We start from the raw sequence: 16508 nt of genomic DNA on the forward strand, positions 1-16508 counted from the left end.
AAAATTTTAAGAGCTAAAACTAATTTGTATAAATTTTAGGCTTAATTTTTTAATTAAACTAAATCTAAAATTTTGCTTCATTTTTTATATCATTTAGCTTTTTAACAGCCTCGTCAAAGTCGTCAGAATTTATGAAAATATTAATATTTTCATTTTTCTTATAGACTTTATCGTAGTATTTTGTGAGTAAAATTTCAGCTACTTTAGCAATGTCATTTTCATTAAATTTAGCCACAGCTTCATCTCTAGCTTTTTTATCGATAAATGGCGAAATTTTCTTCATACACTCTTCAAAAAAGGCTTTATCCACACTTTTATAGTCATCTACTATACAAGAAATTCTTTTTTCTAAACTTGCACTTACTTCGACATTTATACCATTTCGCATCGCCTCATAAAGACTTTTTGGCAAACTTAACGAGCCTATCCTTCTGCTCTCACCCTCAATAAAGCAAATTTTATCTTTTAGCGTGATGAGCTTTTCAAACAACGCATCTTCAAAGCTTTTTTGGCTCGGCTGCACGCCATTTATCGCCCCAAAGACAGATCCTAAATGATTTGCCATAGCTTCAAGGTCTATTGACGGACTTAAAGCCCTTATGAGCTTACTTTTGTAGCAGCCAGTATTTCCAAAAAGAGTGATAAATTTTGTGCTCAAAGGTCGATTTAGAAATTCTAAAACGTGATTTCTATAAGCCTTATAACCGCCACTAAGTCTAAAAACTCTATATCCTATCATGCTTAGCACATAGCCAACAGAATTTGATCTAAGCCCGCCTTTAGCGCAGTAGATGCCAATAGCTGAACCAACCTTGGCTCTTTTATAAACCTCATCAATGATATTTTGTAAATTTTTGCAGATATATTTTGCGCCAAGGCTCTTTGCTAGGGATCTATCGCTTTTATAGATCGTGCCTACCTCTTTATGTTCCGCATCATTTAAAGCGTATAAATTTATAGCATCTTTTATGTGCGAATATAAAAATTCATGTGGCGATCTTGCGTCTATTAAAATTTCAAAAGAGCTTCTTTTCTCTAGCCACTGCTCTGCATCAAGCTCAAATAACGGCACTAAATGCCTTTTTTAGTTTCTCAAAAAGTGGATGAAATGGCGTGCCATTTACTCTCACATCAGAGATGGTGGTTATAAAATTTGTATCCCCGCTCCACCTTGGCACAAGGTGATAATGCACGTGCTCAGCTATGCCAGCTCCTGCTGCTTTGCCTAAATTCATACCTATATTTACGCCATTAGCATAAAGCTCTTTTTTTAAAATTTCAACTCCAAGCCTTACAAATTTACTCATCTCAAACCAAGTCTGCTCATCAAGCTCTTCGATCTTGTCGGTATGCTGATTTGGTATTATCATAAAATGACCTGGAGAATACGGATATAAATTCATAATCCCAAAACAATGTTTAGCTCGAAAAAGTACGCCATTTTTATCATCATCATCTGAGTTTATAACGTCACAAAAAACACAGCTATCTTTTTTAGCGCTAAAGTATTCGCTTCTCCAAGGGGCACAAAGGTGCTGCATTACTCGCCCTCCTTTATCTTTTTGACGGCATTTTTTATATCATCTTGCCTCATAAAATGCTCTCCTATTAAGAAAGCATCTACGCCTATTTTACTTAGCTCTCTAAGCTGTTCATGCTCGTAAAGACCGCTTTCAGCAACTATTATCTTGCCATTTGGCAAAAGTGGTATGAGCTTCTCACAAAGGCTCATATCCATCGTAAAATCATCTAAATTTCGGTGATTTATACCTATTATATTTGCTCCTGCAAAGATAGCTTTTTTCACATCACTCGCATCGTGAGTTTCAACCAAAACTTCAAGACCTAAATGATGAGCGTAGTCTAAAAGCTCTTTTAGCTCGTTTTGAGTTAATGCTTTTGCGATGAGCAAGATAAAGTCTGCCCCATAAACAAGAGCTTCAAGAATTTGATACTTATCAATAATAAAATCTTTTCTAAGGATCGGCCTTGATGCGTAGCGCCTAACTTGAGTGATATACTCGATGTTGCCTTTAAACCAATGTGGTTCAGTCAAGATACTAAAAGCATTTGCGTATGGCTCGTATTCCTGAGCGATTTTTATAGGCTCAAAGTCTTCTCTTATCACACCCTTACTTGGGCTTGCTTTTTTGATCTCTGCTATGATTTTTATAGGCTCGTTTTGACTTGCTCTAAGCGCACTTAAAACATCTCTTGGCACGTATGGATTGTACGCGAGCGAGCGACCAAGCCACTCCTCAGGGAAGTCTGCTTTTCTTTTTTCAAGATCATCTTTAGTTTTTTTAATTATCTCATCAAGTATCATTTTTTAAGCCTTTTATTTAGATTTATTATACAGCGCTCTATTAGGTGCAAATGCTCTTTTGCCTCTTTTGAAGCTCTAAAATCAATATCTTTCATCGCGTGCTGCATGATGCTTTTTGCCTTTTTGCATTCACCAAGCTTAAAATATCCCCACGCTAGCGAATCCTCATAATAAGGCGACTCGGGTGAGATGGTAAGTGCCCTTTGCACAAGCTCTATACCCTTTCTAGGATCAATATCATGATCTATCAGCAAGTAGCCATAATAGTTAAAAAACATATCATTTTCTAGCTTTGGCACGCTAGCTTCAAATTTATCTAAAATTTCAGCCATTTTTTGTTCGTTCAAGGTATCTTTATTCATCTCATATTCGTAAATGGCAGCCTTTGCTAAAAAATTTAAATCCCTGCTATCGTTATAAATTTTAACAGCAAGTATGTATGCGTCACCAAAATTACTAGTCGCCGCATAAAGATCCATAAGAGCTATATCGTTGTAGCTATATTTTTTTAAAATTTCAATTGCTGCTTTGTAATTTTTATCATAGATAAAAAACTGCACGATCTTATCAATATACGAAGTATCGTGATTTAGCTCATAAAGCTCTTCAAAGAGTTCGATCACTTTTGGAAAATTTCTTTGCTGGGAGTAAATTTCAGCCAAAAGCTCGCAAGTCTTTAGCGTGCAACCTTGTTCATCTCTAAATTTCTCAAGATATTTCGTAGCGTCTTTTATCTTATCCATACGATTTATCAAAATATCAACGATGCGGAGCAAATTTTCTTCTTCTTGCTTTAGCGAGTATGCCTCTTCAAAGTATTTTAGTGCAGTCGTTGTTTCATTTTGCATCATACAAATAGTGCCAAGCATGAGTAAATTTTGAGCATTTGGTTCTTTTGTAGCAAGCTCTTGCATTAAGCTTTTAGCCTCATTTAGCTTTGAAAGATTTACTAAATTTGCCACCTTTATACGGATAAAATCGCTATCGTCTTTTAAGCTTTTTTCGCCTTCATTTATCAAAGCATCTAAATTTTCATTTTTTGTAGCAAAGGCGAGTTTGATCGCCTCTTTTAAATAAGCTTTTTGATTTGTATCTTTAAAAATGTTTGAGTAAGCTTGAATGCTAGCATTCACATCTCCGCTATCTTGAAACAATAAAGCCTGCATTAGACGTAAATTTATACTTTTATTATCGTCAGCCAAAAGTAGCTGCGAGTTAAAAAATACGCTCATAAAAAATACTAAAATTTTACGCCAATACATTCTGCTTTTAGCTCCTTTAAATTTTTTTTAAAATAATTCCAAAATGGAAAAGTCCTACACTGCTGTGGCCTTAGCTCATAAACTGAACAGTTTTTATTTTTTTCATCAAAAAATACACAAGCAAAGCCATCTTCATAAGGCTTCTCTTTTATGCTACACCTTAGCCCAACTCTTATTAAAAACTGCTTTTCAAACTCATCTTTACTCATATGAAATGCGGTGCAAAATTTTGAAATTTCTTCTTCGTTTATCCAAATGTAGCCGCTCTCTCCCGTGCAACACTTACCACCACAGCTCTCGCAAAAGCTCGCATCAAACTCATAGTTAAAGCCTTGCACTCTCATGCTAGCCCCTGATAATCGACGCTCTTTGTATCAGCTTTTTTAAAAATTTCAATCGCCTCTTTTGTATGCGAGCCATTTTCGCTCATCACTAAAGGTGGCAAAATTTTTAGCTTTGAGTTTGAATTATTTCTTACCTCAAATAAGGCTAAATTTGCTGATTTACCAGCCTTTGTATGAATAAATTTTAGGCTTACTAAATTTAGCTTAAACTCTTTTAGGCACATTACGATCTGGCTAAGATCATCAGGTGCATAGCAAAAAAATGCCCTTTTGTGAGGTTTTAAATTTACACTTATACCTTTTATAAAGTCTTTTAAACTTAAAGAGCTTGTGTATCTACTAGCCTTTATATGTTCATCTTCGCTCTGCTTTGCACCCTCGTGATAAAATGGCGGATTTGATACGATGAGGTCAAATTTCTCACTATCTTTAAAATTTGCAAAATTAGCATTTATAATTTCTGCCTCCAAGCCATTCTTACTGGCATTAAATTTAGAAATTTCACCATTTATCTGCAAGATATCAAGTAAGCTTAGGTTGGAATTTTTAAAGTCGCGTTTAAGCAAAAGCCCAAGTATCCCACATCCTGCGCCAACGTCTAAAATCCTGCCTGAAAAATTTTTCAAACTTGAGCTTATAAAATCATAAAGTACCAGCGTATCGCTGTTGTAGCGATAGCCACTTTTTAGCTGAGCCAAGATCATCTATAAACCTTGATGATAAAGCCACGCGTGACATCTTTTACGATCACTTCAGAGCTAAAGCTGATCCTTGCAAAATCGCCAAATTCTTCTTTTATAAGTTCGGCTGCTGCCTTTGCGCGCTCTTTACCAACGCCATAATTTACATAGTTATTTAGCCTGCCAAGATCGTCTTTTTTGATGCTTTGAGCCACATTTGATGGGATGACAAAATTTTTCTTATCTACGATCGGAATTATCTCATAAAGGTAGTTTGAGTTAAATCTTTGCAAAAATTCGCTCACCCTATTCTTACACATCACGCTAATCTTATCTTTTGCGTCCATGTCATCACACTCAAGGCTAGAGATCAAAACTAGCTTTGTTGGAGTTTCAGGTTTTGTCGTAGCTTGCAAAATATTTTTTAAATTTACATTTTCATTTTCAAGCTCATCTTGCCTATTTAAATTTTGCTCGATATCTTTTTGAAGTTCGATGATCTTGGCATTTACTGGACTTCCTTTTACGCTAGATGAGCTAAGTTCGTTTATTTTAGAATTTAACCTTTCAATCGTCTTATTACTCTCGTTTAACTTATGTTTTGCGCTTTCAAGCTCATTTTGTAAGCTTAGTAAATTTTTACCGCCACTTTTATTGCTATCAGCAAAAAGAGCCGACGTATCAGCTATCTTCTTTTGCAAAATATTTATTTGCTGACGCAAAATTTCATAGTTTTGCATATCGATCTTTAGTGTTCTTTTTTGAGCTTCTAGCTCACTTTGCTTTGCTGCTAGCATTTGACTTGTTTGTGTAAGATTATTTTCTAGCTCTTTTATCTTTTCATCTTTTAAATTTATCTTTGCACTTAAATTTTTTAACTCACTGTCATTTAAACCAAGCTTTTGGGTCTGCAAAGAGATAGTTTGATTTTGCTCAAACAAAGTTTTTAAAAATTTATTCGTCTTTGTATCAAGCGTCTTTAGCTCATCTCTTGTATTTTTAAGGCTCTCTTCACTTAAATTTAGCTTTTTATTTAGCTCACTTAAACTTGTATTTGCATCTAAATTTTGCTTCTCTAGCTTTTTGTTTATCAAATTTACCCGTTCAAGCTCTTTTTTAAGCGAATTTATATTTTCATTTGCGAGTTTATTTTCCTGCTCGCTTTTAAGATTTTTTTCTTTTAAATCATTAAAACTTTTATGAAGTGCCGCAAGGGAGGCGTTTAGCTCCAAATTTTTACCATTATAGTTTTCAACTGCCAAATCTTTTGAGTTTAAATTTTTCTTTATCTCATCAAGCTCATAAATTCTATCTTTTAAGGCAGTTTGATTTGATTCAAGTGCCTCCTGCAGATCAATTATCTTATTTGTCTTTTTAGAAAGCTCATCCTCCATAACGCTCTTTTGCGTCTCAAAGCCATCATTTAGCGCATTTATCTCTTTTTCGTAGCTAAATTTTTGAGTGTTAGCGTCGTTTTTAACTCGCTCGATCTCCTCTTTTAAAAGCAAAATTTCTTTTTTCTCGCCTCTATCTTTTTCGCTTTGAGCTTTTTCATACTCTTTTATAAGAGCTTCTTTTTGCGCAAGTGTCGCGTTTAGCTCGTTATTTTGCTCTTTTAAAGCAGTGTAGTTTGCCTCAAAGCTCTCTTTAAATTTATTAAAGCTGGCCTCGGCATCTTTTAGTTTACTCTCATCGCCATTTCTAGCATCATTTATCGCATTTTCAAGGTCGATTATCTTTTTCTCGTAGGCCTTTGAGCTCTCTATCATATCAGCTTGCGCTTCATTTAGGCGCTTTGTCAGAGCTTGGATATTTTCAAAGTGTTGCGCCTCAAGCTCGCCAAGAGCCTTTTGGTTTTTTTCAACTATCTCGTTTTTTTCATTTTCGATATTTCTTTTCATCTCTGAAATTTTGCTTATGAAGTCTAAATTTTTCTCGCTCATATCGACATTATCAGCGGCCAAAATTTCATTTTTTTTGCTTAGCTCGCGCACTTGCTCTTGAAGCTCTTTGACATTGTCTGATAAATTTAGATCCTTGTCATCAACAAAATTTTGCATGTAGCTCTTTGGCGTGATGTAGCCGCCATACTCGTAAAGATCGTCTTTGCTTACATATCTTTGCTTCTCTTCTTCAGGGAGATCATCAAAATTTATAGAGTAAATCGTTTGATTAGTATCTTTTGGCGCTTCGTCCTCTTTTTGAAATTTCAAAAACGAGAGAGAAAAGCCAGCTATCAGACAAACAATAGCTAGTGCGATTTTATTTATCAAGCTTGTGCCTTGCCTTTTAAGATATCTTTGATGACGCTATGAGCGTGATTTAGTCCGACCACGATAGAGCCACCATTTTTTAAAACGATATCTCCTCCCACATATAGTCCTGGCACGCTACTTTGGTAATTGCTATCAACTATCGGAGTGCCTTTTTCATCAGTTTTTATCTGACATTTTTGTAGAAAATCAACCGGACTTGAACCACCGATCGCATAGACAACCCTGTCATAGACACGGATCTTGCCATTTTCGTAATGCACTCTTACCTTGCCTGATTCATTATCGATCTCGGTTATATCGTGATTTAGCCTTACTTTTATTTTATTGTGCTTCTCAAGCTCCCAAAGTGCGCTTAAATTTGTCTCATTCACACGGCTAAATTTATCTTTTCTGTAAGCGATCGTCGTTTTATTATACTGACAAAGCTCGATAGCATACTCAACTGCAGAGTTGCCACCGCCCACAACTAGCACTTTTTCGCCATTTGTGCAGTTATCTAGGTTAAAATTTACAACTGAATTTAGTGATGGCGGGATCTTATAGTCAGGTTTGTTTGGTCGCCCCATTTTGCCGATAGAAACCATCACGTTTTTGGCTTCATAGACAGCTTTTGAGGTAGTTACTTTAAAAATTTCGCCCTCTTTTTTTACGCTTTCGACCTCAGAGTTAAAAAAAGCCTCGATATTCTCAGAGTCAAGTAGCTTGTCAAAATAATCAAGCGTGCTCTCTTTTGTGCCATCTTCAAACGAAACTAGCCCATGTATCGTGCTATCTTGCCCTTTATACTCTTTATCAACGCGTTTATTGTCTTTATAAAATTTTCTGATCGTTTGGCTGTGATTGTCGCCTTTTTCAAGGAGCAAAACATTACTTAAGCCATTTCTTTTAGCCTCTACTACGCTAGCTATGCCACAAGGTCCGCCACCAACAACGATTAGATCATAAACATTCACCATCTTTTTCTCCAAATTTTATAAATTTTAAGCTTTTTTGACTAGATCAGCCATCAAAAATGCAAGCTCAAGCGCCTGATCAGCATTTAGCCTTGGGTCACATTGTGTTTCATATCTTTGCTCAAGCGAACTTTCAGTGATATTTAATGCCCCACCCGTGCACTCAGTCACGTCTTGACCTGTCATCTCAAGATGTACGCCACCAGCTCTTGTACCCTCAGCTTTGTGAATTTCAAAAAAGCTTCTAACTTCGCTTATTATCTTGTCAAATTCTCTGGTTTTGTAGTTATTTGATGTTTTTACAGTGTTGCCATGCATCGGATCGATACTATAAACGATATTTAGCCCTTCTCGCTTTAGCTCTCTTAAAATTTTTGGTAAATTTTCGCATATCTTATCAGCGCCCATTCTGATTATCACATTTAGTCTGCCAGCTTCATTTTCTGGATTTAGCTTATTTGCAAGCGCGATGACATCCTCAGCCTTTGCACTTGGTCCGATCTTTACACCGATAGGATTTTTTACACCGCTTAAAAAATGTACGTGAGCGTCGTTTATGCCACGCGTTCTTTCGCCTATCCAAAGCATATGAGCCGAACAGTCGTACCACTCACCGCTAAGGCTATCAACCCTAGTCAATGCCTCTTCATAAGGTAGCAAAAGCGCCTCGTGAGATGTATAAACCGCGGTTTGATTTATGACTGGCGTATTTGCTGAAGTGATGCCACAAGCTGCCATGAAAGATAGAGTTTTTGTTAGATCGTCAGCTAGTTTTGCGTATTTCTCGCCGATCTCTGGCTTTTTGACAAAGCCTAAATTCCACTTATGCACCTGATGAAGATCAGCCAAACCTCCTCTTGAAAAGGCTCTTAAGAGGTTCATCGTAGAAGCACTTTGATAGTAAGCTTCTATCATGCGTTTTGGATCAGGGATCCTTGCCTGCTCGTCAAATTCAAAGCCATTTATGATGTCGCCTCTATAGCTTGGAAGCTTAACGCCATTTACCTCTTCATAATCGCTACTTCTAGGCTTTGCAAACTGCCCTGCCACGCGGCCCACTTTGACCACTGGATAGCCACCTGCAAAGGTTAAAACTATTGCCATTTGAAGTAAAACCTTAAACATATCTCTGATGTTGTTTGCATTAAAATTTGTAAAGCTCTCAGCGCAGTCGCCACCTTGAAGCAAAAATGCTTCGCCATTGCAAACTTTTGCAAGCTCCTCTTTTAAACTTCTAGCCTCGCCAGCAAAGACCAAAGGAGGAAGCGATTTTAATTTTTCTTCGACCTCTTTAAGCTCTTTTAAATCTGGGTAATTTGGTTGTTGCAAGATATTAAATTCTCTCCAGCTATCGCGGTTCCAAGTCATTTATTTTCCTATCTTTTTTGCCTTAAATTAGACGCTGATTATATCACGGCAAACTTAAAAAATAAAAGCCATTAATGGGCTATTAAAGATATTTTGCCTACAATCGCTACTTTAAATTTACCCAAAAAGGAGCAGAATTTTTTCATGATAAAAGGCATATTTTATTCGCTTTTGGCATCTGTTTTGTTTAACTGCATCTACTACATGTCAGTGCTCATGAACCCCATCAGCACGCAAGCTCTTGTTGGATACCGCATGATCTTTGCCATGCCTTTTGTCATCGCAGCCATTTTTTTGTTAAAACAGCAGCGAAATTTCAAATTTTTACTTCTAAAAATAAAGCTAAAACCTAAAATTTTACTAGTTTTACTAGCTACCTCGCTCATTGTCTCATTTCAGATGTGGCTCTATCTCTGGGCTCCAAGCAACGGATCAGCGCTAAAAGTCTCTATCGGCTACCTCATCATGCCAATAGTCATGGTCCTTTTTGGACGGATATTTTTTAAAGAGCACCTCTCTAAAACAAAGCTAGCCTCGATATTTTTTGCAGCCCTTGGCGTCTTTAGCACAGCAGTCATTAGCGGTGGCATCTCGTGGGAGAGCGCTGTAGTTTTTTGCCTTTATCCAGTCTATTTTTCCATTAGAAAGTACTACAACCTAGCAAATTTCTCAAGCTTTGTTATAGAGATAATTTTTATGTTTTTATTCTCATTTTATTTTGCGCTCACAGCCGATATGAACTACGTGATGAGCCAAAATCCAAACATCTACTATCTGCTCATCTTGCTTGGTGCTATCAGCGGCATAGCCCTCATCGCCCAGATCCTCTCAAGCACGCTCGTGCCGATAAATGTACTAGGTTTGCTTACATATTTTGAGCCTATAATGATGCTTTTTGTCTCATTTGCTATCGGCGAGAGACTGGAGAAAAGCTCATACTTTTTAATGATCTGCCTAGCCATCTCGGTCACACTTTTGATGATAGATAGTATAAATTCTATAAAAGGCGACAAAAATACCAAGACTAAATGAGAGCCAAAAAGGCGTTATTCTCGCGCTTAGCGCCTTTTTTATGTGGGGGTTTTTGGCGGTTTATTTCAACCTCTTTAGCAAAGATGTCGATGCTTATGAAATTTTAGCCCACAGAGTCATTTGGTCATTTTTCTTAATGGCTGGAGTGCTTTATTTTAGTGGCAGAATGGGAGAAATTTTTACTTTACTTAAAGATATTCGTTCGCTAAAAACCTTATTTTTGAGTGGCATATTTATCACCACAAACTGGGGCGTTTATGTCTATGCGGTTAGCAATGGAAAAATTCTTGACACAAGCTTGGGCTATTTTATAAATCCACTAATAAGCATGCTCCTTGGCGTTATCATCTTTAAAGAAAGGCTAAATAAAAGCGGGATTTTAGCCATTTGTATAGTCGTTTTAGCCATTAGTGTACAAATTTATGCCCAAGGTGGATTGCCATTAGTTTCCATTATTTTGCCACTTTCATTTGGATTTTACGCAGCAGTTAGAAAGATGGCAAAGATTAGCGCATTTAACGGGCTTTTTATAGAGACATTTTTTATGTTCCCATTTGCACTTGCTTACGTCCTTTACATAGCATTTTTAGATAAAAGCCACTTTGGACTAAATGAAGACTCACTTTTAATGATTGCTTCAAGCATCGTAACCATCGTGCCACTTGTCGCTTTTAACGCAGCGGCAACAAGGATAAATTTAACAACGATTGGCTACTTGCAATACATCTCACCAACCATCGCGATCCTTTGTGCGGTCTTCATTTACGGCGAAAATTTAGACGGCTACAAGGTCATCTCGTTTTGCATGATCTGGCTGGCACTTGCGATAATTAGCATAGATAAATTTAGAAAAAGGAGTAAAAATGAATAATGTGACGATTTATCTACTACTTGCGTTTTTTGCAGCGCTTATTTTATATTTTCAGATACAAAAACTAACCAGAAAGCTCGACGAAGAGGGAGCGGTGCCAGCTTATCAAAAGGCTACGCAAGAGGTTTTAGAAAATTTAAGCAATGCTGAGAAATATCCAAAATTTTGCAACGTAATATTTAAAAAAATAAACGCCTTAAGGCAAGATATTTTATTTGAAGATGCGCTAAATAGTGAGTCTGAAAAAGATAAAGCATTAGATGCCTTAGAGCAAATAAGAGAAAAATTAGAAACTTTATCAAAGCAAGATAATTTAAGCTGGGAGAGCGAACTCTTTACGATCTTGGACGAGCTCGATGGCTTTGTAAGGGCAAATTTCAAAAACGGCGAAGATAGAGCCGAAGAGCTAAGAGAGGAGCTAAAGAGAGAGTTTGATGGGTTATAAAAAGACGACCAAAAGACTAAAAGATATAAAATAACAAAAACTAAGGATAGAAGCATGATAAGCGATAATTTAAAAAATGAAATTTTAGATGAGTTTAAGTATTTTACAAATAGATACAAACAAGGTACAAAATATAGCAAAAACGACAAAACAACACGTTATAAGCTAAGTAACTTTCGTAAAAATTTAATAACTTTTTCTAAAGATATATTTAATGGATTTGAGACTGTAGATTATGGGATGTGGCAAAATAGTGGAAATATTTCAGAATATATATGGAATAGATATAAGCCCTTTAAGAACGAATCACATTTAGTTATTTATTTTGCCGTTTTAGCAAAACCAAGTAATTTTTATGTATCCATAGGACTAATCGATACAAAACTAAGCGAAACAGAAGAAAAACTAAAAGATGAAATATATAACTTCTTGGAGTCAGAATGCAAAAAGATACATATCGATGGTTTTAAACTTGATAAATTTGAATTTGAATTTGAAAAAAATATATTTTTTGCCATAGAAAATATAGAGACATTTACAACTCTAGACTACACAAGCTTACTTAATGCACTAACAAATGTATATAGGCTGGCATATGACAAATTTTATAAAAATATAGAAAACAACAGACAAAATAATAGCGACAATAAAGGATATAAAATGACAAATGACGATAAAATACCAACCTATCCACTTAATCAAATTTTATACGGCCCTCCAGGAACTGGAAAGACATATAGCGTTGTTCGTAAAGCACTAGAAATCATAGAAGGCAATGCTTCCGATAATAGATCTAAATTTAAAGAGTATGTAGAAAAGGGGCAGATAAAATTTATCACATTTCATCAAAGCTATGGATATGAAGAATTTGTTGAGGGTATAAAACCTGTATTTGATAGAGAAAACGGTAACGAAGACAACGAGATATCTTATAAGATAGAAAAAGGTATTTTTTATCAGTGTTGCGAGGACGCTTTACACTTGGCTGGATACAAGGATGGACTCGACAAATTTTGCACTTTGTCAAAAGAGGAACAACAAGAGTTTTTAAATGAAAAAACACCAAAATATACAATCATAATAGACGAGATCAACCGCGGAAATATATCGAAAATTTTTGGCGAGCTCATAACTCTTATAGAGCCATCAAAAAGGCTCGGAGCGACTGATGAGATAATGGTGGAGCTACCATACTCAAAAGAAAAATTTGGAGTGCCGTCAAATTTATACATAATAGGCACGATGAATACGGCGGATCGCAGCATAGCCCTTATGGATACGGCACTTAGAAGAAGGTTTGAATTTGTGGAGATGATGCCAGAATACAATAATCTAAAAGAAGTTGCTGGCATAGATATCGGACAAATGCTAAAAACGATAAACGAACGCATAGAGTATCTTTATGACAGAGACCACACGATAGGACATGCCTATTTTATGTCACTAAAAGATGGTGCGGATATATCAGAGCTAGCCTCAATCTTTAAAAATAAAATTTTACCGCTACTACAAGAGTATTTTTATGACGATTGGGAAAAGATAAGGCTAGTACTAGGAGATAATGGGTTTATAAAAGAAAAAGAGAAAGATAGAAAATTGCTTGTGTTGGATGGCAAAGAATACGAAACTGATAAAATTTTATATGAGATAAAATTTGAAGCCTTTAAAGAGCCAGAAAACTATATAAAAATTTACGAATGAAACAAAACGCAAAGCAATGACCAAATACTTAATAGAGTTTGAAAAATTTCGCCCAGAAGACGACCAAGACCTATTTAACGCCGTAGATGCCTTTACTAGAGAAAATTTTGCTGCAGTAGAGTTTTTAAAGCTCGGCAGAGATAAAAAGGGCGATTTTTTACAAGCTCAAAACTACGTCGGTATCATTCAGACAAAAAGTGGCGATAGCCTTGAAATACTTCCCAAGATCCATGATAATGACAATGGCAACAATAAAGAAGCAGTAGAAAATTCTAAAAGAATTTTACTGAGAATGTTAAAAACTTTAAAAAACCATCCATTTAAAAATATAAACATAGCGAATTTAAAAAGCTTGAATCTACCGCTTCTTGAAATTTTTATATCAATGTTCCTCGACGAAGTATCAAAACTCATAAAAATAGGCATAAAAAGCGACTACGTAGAGCTAGAAGATAATCTAAAATTTTTAAAAGGAAAGCTAAAAATCTCGGAGCAAATACGTAAAAATATCGTCCATAAAGAGAGATTTTGCGTTTGCTATCAGGAATTTTCCATAGATAGAGCCGAAAATCGCCTCATAAAAAGTACGCTTGAGTTTTTATACAGACGCTCAAAATCAAGCAAAAATCAACGGCTTATTAGGGAATATTTATTTATCTTTGACGAAATTTCATCTAGCTCCGATATAAACGCGGACTTTAGCCGATTAAAACTAAATCGCCAAACAAAACACTATGAACAAGCGCTTTTATGGAGCAAGATATTTTTACAAAATAAGTCGTTTAGTCCATATAGAGGTAGCGATGTGGCTTTTGCCCTGCTTTTTGATATGAATAGACTTTTTGAAAGCTATGTCGAAAATTTTATAAAGAAAAAGCTTCCGGATGCTATATTGCAGCATTCAGGAAAATATCTTATTGAAGAACCAAAAAGAGACTTCGGGTTAAAACCAGATATATTTTTAAGATATAAAAATCAAAATTATATAGCCGACACAAAGTGGAAGATAGTTAAGTCAAGAGATGACATCTCACAAGCCGACTTATATCAGCTATATGCTTATGGTAAAAAATATAATTGCGGCAGGCTCTATCTAATATATCCAAAAATAGATGGGGTAAAACAAGAGTCTATGGGTTTTAAATACGACGATGAAATGCGGCTTGAAATTTTATACTTTGATTTAGAAAAAGATGAGATTTCTAGAAATTTACTAGTCTAAAGTACTTTTTAAAGTCTCTTAAAATTCCACTCTAATTTTCTACTTCTTTGTAAGTGGATTGCAACTCATCAGAGCAACCATTAAAGTTTCGCCTTTAGGGCCATTATCCTCTTATATGAAGCGTCGATTCGCTCTTTACTGATCTTTTTCTCATTTACAGCATTGATTATAATCTGAGCCACTAGATCAGCTGTTCTTTGGTTGTTTATCTTAAACTCGCTAAAAAGCAAGATATCTCCACCAGCATTTATAAATTTCAACACTTTTTGCGCCAAAGCTTCGTCGCCAACGCCTTTCATCAGCATATCATCACTGATAACTACGCCATTAAATTTAAGCTCATTTCGCAAGAGATCAGTTATTATTTTTTTAGAAAGCGTGGCTGGATTGTCCTCGTCGATGCCTTTTACAAAAAGGTGCCCGACCATGATGATCTGCGCTCTACCAGTACTTATGGCGTCTTTATATGGTAGCAGCGCATCTTTACTTAGCGTGACTTCGCTCTTATTTTTATGCGAGTCCTCTTTTGAGCTGCCATGTCCTGGGAAGTGCTTAAGCGTCGTTAGGATGCCCTGCTCTTTAAATGCGTCCATAAAAGCATCAGCATAGATCACCACCTTACTTGCATACTCGCTAAACGCCCTTTGCTTAGCAGCGATGATCGGCGAGTTTTCATCGTGCAGATCAACCACTGGGGCGAAATTTAAATTTATGCCACACTCCTTTAAATTTATAGCCATTTTTGAGTAGAGATCGTATGCGCTTTTGATATCAAGCGTGCTTGCGACCTCATATGCACTAGGATATGGGCCATCAAAGCTCTTATCCTTCATGCGGCTAACATTGCCGCCCTCTTCGTCGATAGCGATAAAAATTTTAGGACTTTTTTCTTTGATTGCTTTTATACTAGATTTTAGCTGGGCTTTGTTGGTGACATTTCTACCAAGTAGCATCACACCACCAAATCTCTCATATCCAGCGTCGCTTAGCATAGCGCGAAACGCAGCGTCTTTTGTGCTAGCTCCGTTAAAGCCAACCATTATCATCTGCGAGATTTTGGCCCTTAGGCTCACCTCAGCGCCATTTAGCCCCAGAGCAAAGATGGCTACAAAAAGTATAAATTTAAAAGCTCTCATCTTCTTCCCAAAAGCGATTTTACGCTCTCAAAAACGTCTTTGCCATTTAGCATATTTTCAACCTCACTAGCGATAGGCACATATATGCCCTTTTCTTTGGCGATCTTGCTAATAGCCCTTGCAGTATCGACGCCCTCGGCCACCTCGCCAAGCTCATTTAAAATTTTCTCTAATCTCTCGTGCCTTGCGATGCCAAGGCCTACGCGGTAGTTGCGTGAAAGTATCGATGAAGCGGTCAAGAAAAGATCTCCTGCACCGCTTAGCCCCATAAATGTCTCATCTTTTGCACCAAAAAATTTACCAAATCTAGCCATCTCTACAAGCCCACGCGAAATGAGGCTCGCCCTTGCGTTATTACCAAGACCAAGGCCGTCACAGATGCCGCCAGCTATGGCGATCACGTTTTTATACGCCCCGCACACTTCAGCACCGATCACGTCATCAGAGGTGTATGCTTTCATGTAGCTTGGGAAAAATGAGGCAAATTTTGAAGCTAAATTTTGGTTTTTAGAATTTACCACCAAGGCGCAAGGCAGCTTTTGCATGATCTCTTTTGCAAAGGTCGGCCCTGAAAGAAAGGCTAAATTTTCTCTATCAACAAAGTCTTCATAAATTTCATTTAAAAATTTAAGATTTGCCGTGTCTATGCCCTTGCTGGCAACTAGGATCTTTTGACTTTTGTTTTTGTAGTTTTGTTTTAGCCATAAATTTGTAGCTTGCGTTGGGATCGTGCAGACTAGGTATTCACACTCCAAAGCTTCATCCAAGCTTACAAAATTTGGCATCTCTCTTGGCGTTCTTGAGCTGATGACACACTCGTTATTCTCACTAAATGCGTGAAACAGCGCACTGCCCCACTTGCCAGCTCCGATGACTGCTATGCTCATTTTAG

16 protein-coding genes are annotated in these 16508 nt (G+C 36.6%); 5 read left to right on the forward strand and 11 right to left on the reverse strand.

The genetic code is table 11. The annotated features are described in order from the left end of the window. Positions 1-64: 64 nt before the first annotated feature. Genes mnmH through G6W45_RS03935 form a run of 9 tightly spaced genes read right to left on the reverse strand, consistent with a single transcriptional unit; the run spans position 65 to position 9209 of the window. Positions 65-1072: a tRNA 2-selenouridine(34) synthase MnmH gene (gene mnmH, locus G6W45_RS03895; protein WP_194167582.1), complete on the reverse strand. Its 1008-nt coding sequence runs from the start codon at positions 1070-1072 to the stop codon at positions 65-67. Beyond that, positions 1059-1541, reverse strand: coding sequence for an HIT family protein (locus G6W45_RS03900; protein ID WP_021091390.1), 483 nt, complete (start codon positions 1539-1541; stop codon positions 1059-1061). The genes mnmH and G6W45_RS03900 overlap by 14 nt, the downstream gene beginning before the upstream one ends. Continuing rightward, the gene (gene trpC / locus G6W45_RS03905) at positions 1541-2326 is read right to left on the reverse strand and encodes an indole-3-glycerol phosphate synthase TrpC (protein WP_194167583.1); all 786 of its coding nucleotides are present in this window, start codon (positions 2324-2326) and stop codon (positions 1541-1543) included. The genes G6W45_RS03900 and trpC overlap by 1 nt, the downstream gene beginning before the upstream one ends. After that, the gene (locus tag G6W45_RS03910; protein WP_194167584.1) at positions 2323-3588 is read right to left on the reverse strand and encodes a tetratricopeptide repeat protein; all 1266 of its coding nucleotides are present in this window, start codon (positions 3586-3588) and stop codon (positions 2323-2325) included. The genes trpC and G6W45_RS03910 overlap by 4 nt, the downstream gene beginning before the upstream one ends. Then, positions 3567-3932 (reverse strand): YkgJ family cysteine cluster protein, encoded by a 366-nt coding sequence (locus G6W45_RS03915; protein ID WP_084107877.1) that lies wholly within the window; start codon positions 3930-3932, stop codon positions 3567-3569. The genes G6W45_RS03910 and G6W45_RS03915 overlap by 22 nt, the downstream gene beginning before the upstream one ends. Next, positions 3929-4636: a tRNA1(Val) (adenine(37)-N6)-methyltransferase gene (locus tag G6W45_RS03920; protein ID WP_194167585.1), complete on the reverse strand. Its 708-nt coding sequence runs from the start codon at positions 4634-4636 to the stop codon at positions 3929-3931. Before G6W45_RS03920 ends, G6W45_RS03915 begins: the two co-directional genes overlap by 4 nt. Next, positions 4633-6885 (reverse strand): coiled-coil domain-containing protein, encoded by a 2253-nt coding sequence (locus G6W45_RS03925; RefSeq protein ID WP_194167586.1) that lies wholly within the window; start codon positions 6883-6885, stop codon positions 4633-4635. The genes G6W45_RS03920 and G6W45_RS03925 overlap by 4 nt, the downstream gene beginning before the upstream one ends. Then, complete coding sequence (locus G6W45_RS03930; protein WP_194167587.1) at positions 6882-7844, reverse strand: NAD(P)/FAD-dependent oxidoreductase; 963 nt, start codon at positions 7842-7844, stop codon at positions 6882-6884. Before G6W45_RS03930 ends, G6W45_RS03925 begins: the two co-directional genes overlap by 4 nt. Before the next feature lie 24 nt (positions 7845-7868). Next, positions 7869-9209, reverse strand: coding sequence for a class II 3-deoxy-7-phosphoheptulonate synthase (locus G6W45_RS03935; protein ID WP_194167588.1), 1341 nt, complete (start codon positions 9207-9209; stop codon positions 7869-7871). A gap of 144 nt (positions 9210-9353) precedes the next feature. Between G6W45_RS03935 and rarD (G6W45_RS03940) the strand changes: the two genes are divergently transcribed. The 5 genes from rarD (G6W45_RS03940) to G6W45_RS03960 are packed head-to-tail and all read left to right on the forward strand — an operon-like array spanning position 9354 to position 14480. Beyond that, positions 9354-10241 carry an EamA family transporter RarD gene (rarD, locus tag G6W45_RS03940; RefSeq protein WP_194167589.1) on the forward strand — a complete coding sequence of 296 codons (888 nt, stop codon included), beginning with the start codon at positions 9354-9356 and terminating at the stop codon, positions 10239-10241. Between the two features lie 16 nt (positions 10242-10257). Further along, on the forward strand, positions 10258-11112 hold the full coding sequence (gene rarD, locus G6W45_RS03945) for an EamA family transporter RarD (RefSeq protein ID WP_257639855.1): 855 nt from the start codon (positions 10258-10260) through the stop codon (positions 11110-11112). Continuing rightward, positions 11105-11557 (forward strand): hypothetical protein, encoded by a 453-nt coding sequence (locus G6W45_RS03950; RefSeq protein ID WP_194167590.1) that lies wholly within the window; start codon positions 11105-11107, stop codon positions 11555-11557. The genes rarD (G6W45_RS03945) and G6W45_RS03950 overlap by 8 nt, the downstream gene beginning before the upstream one ends. Before the next feature lie 54 nt (positions 11558-11611). Further along, complete coding sequence (locus G6W45_RS03955) at positions 11612-13258, forward strand: McrB family protein (protein WP_194167591.1); 1647 nt, start codon at positions 11612-11614, stop codon at positions 13256-13258. Between the two features lie 16 nt (positions 13259-13274). After that, positions 13275-14480, forward strand: a complete 1206-nt coding sequence (locus tag G6W45_RS03960; protein WP_194167592.1) for an McrC family protein — start codon at positions 13275-13277, stop codon at positions 14478-14480. Between the two features lie 80 nt (positions 14481-14560). Here the strand turns inward: G6W45_RS03960 and G6W45_RS03965 are convergent, their stop codons facing one another. Both G6W45_RS03965 and G6W45_RS03970 read right to left on the reverse strand, forming a co-directional pair. Beyond that, positions 14561-15616, reverse strand: coding sequence for a glycoside hydrolase family 3 N-terminal domain-containing protein (locus tag G6W45_RS03965; RefSeq protein ID WP_194167593.1), 1056 nt, complete (start codon positions 15614-15616; stop codon positions 14561-14563). Next, positions 15613-16503: an NAD(P)H-dependent glycerol-3-phosphate dehydrogenase gene (locus G6W45_RS03970; protein ID WP_194167594.1), complete on the reverse strand. Its 891-nt coding sequence runs from the start codon at positions 16501-16503 to the stop codon at positions 15613-15615. Before G6W45_RS03970 ends, G6W45_RS03965 begins: the two co-directional genes overlap by 4 nt. Positions 16504-16508 lie beyond the last annotated feature (5 nt).

The organism is Campylobacter concisus, assembly GCF_015229955.1.
GTDB lineage: Bacteria > Campylobacterota > Campylobacteria > Campylobacterales > Campylobacteraceae > Campylobacter_A > Campylobacter_A concisus_AT.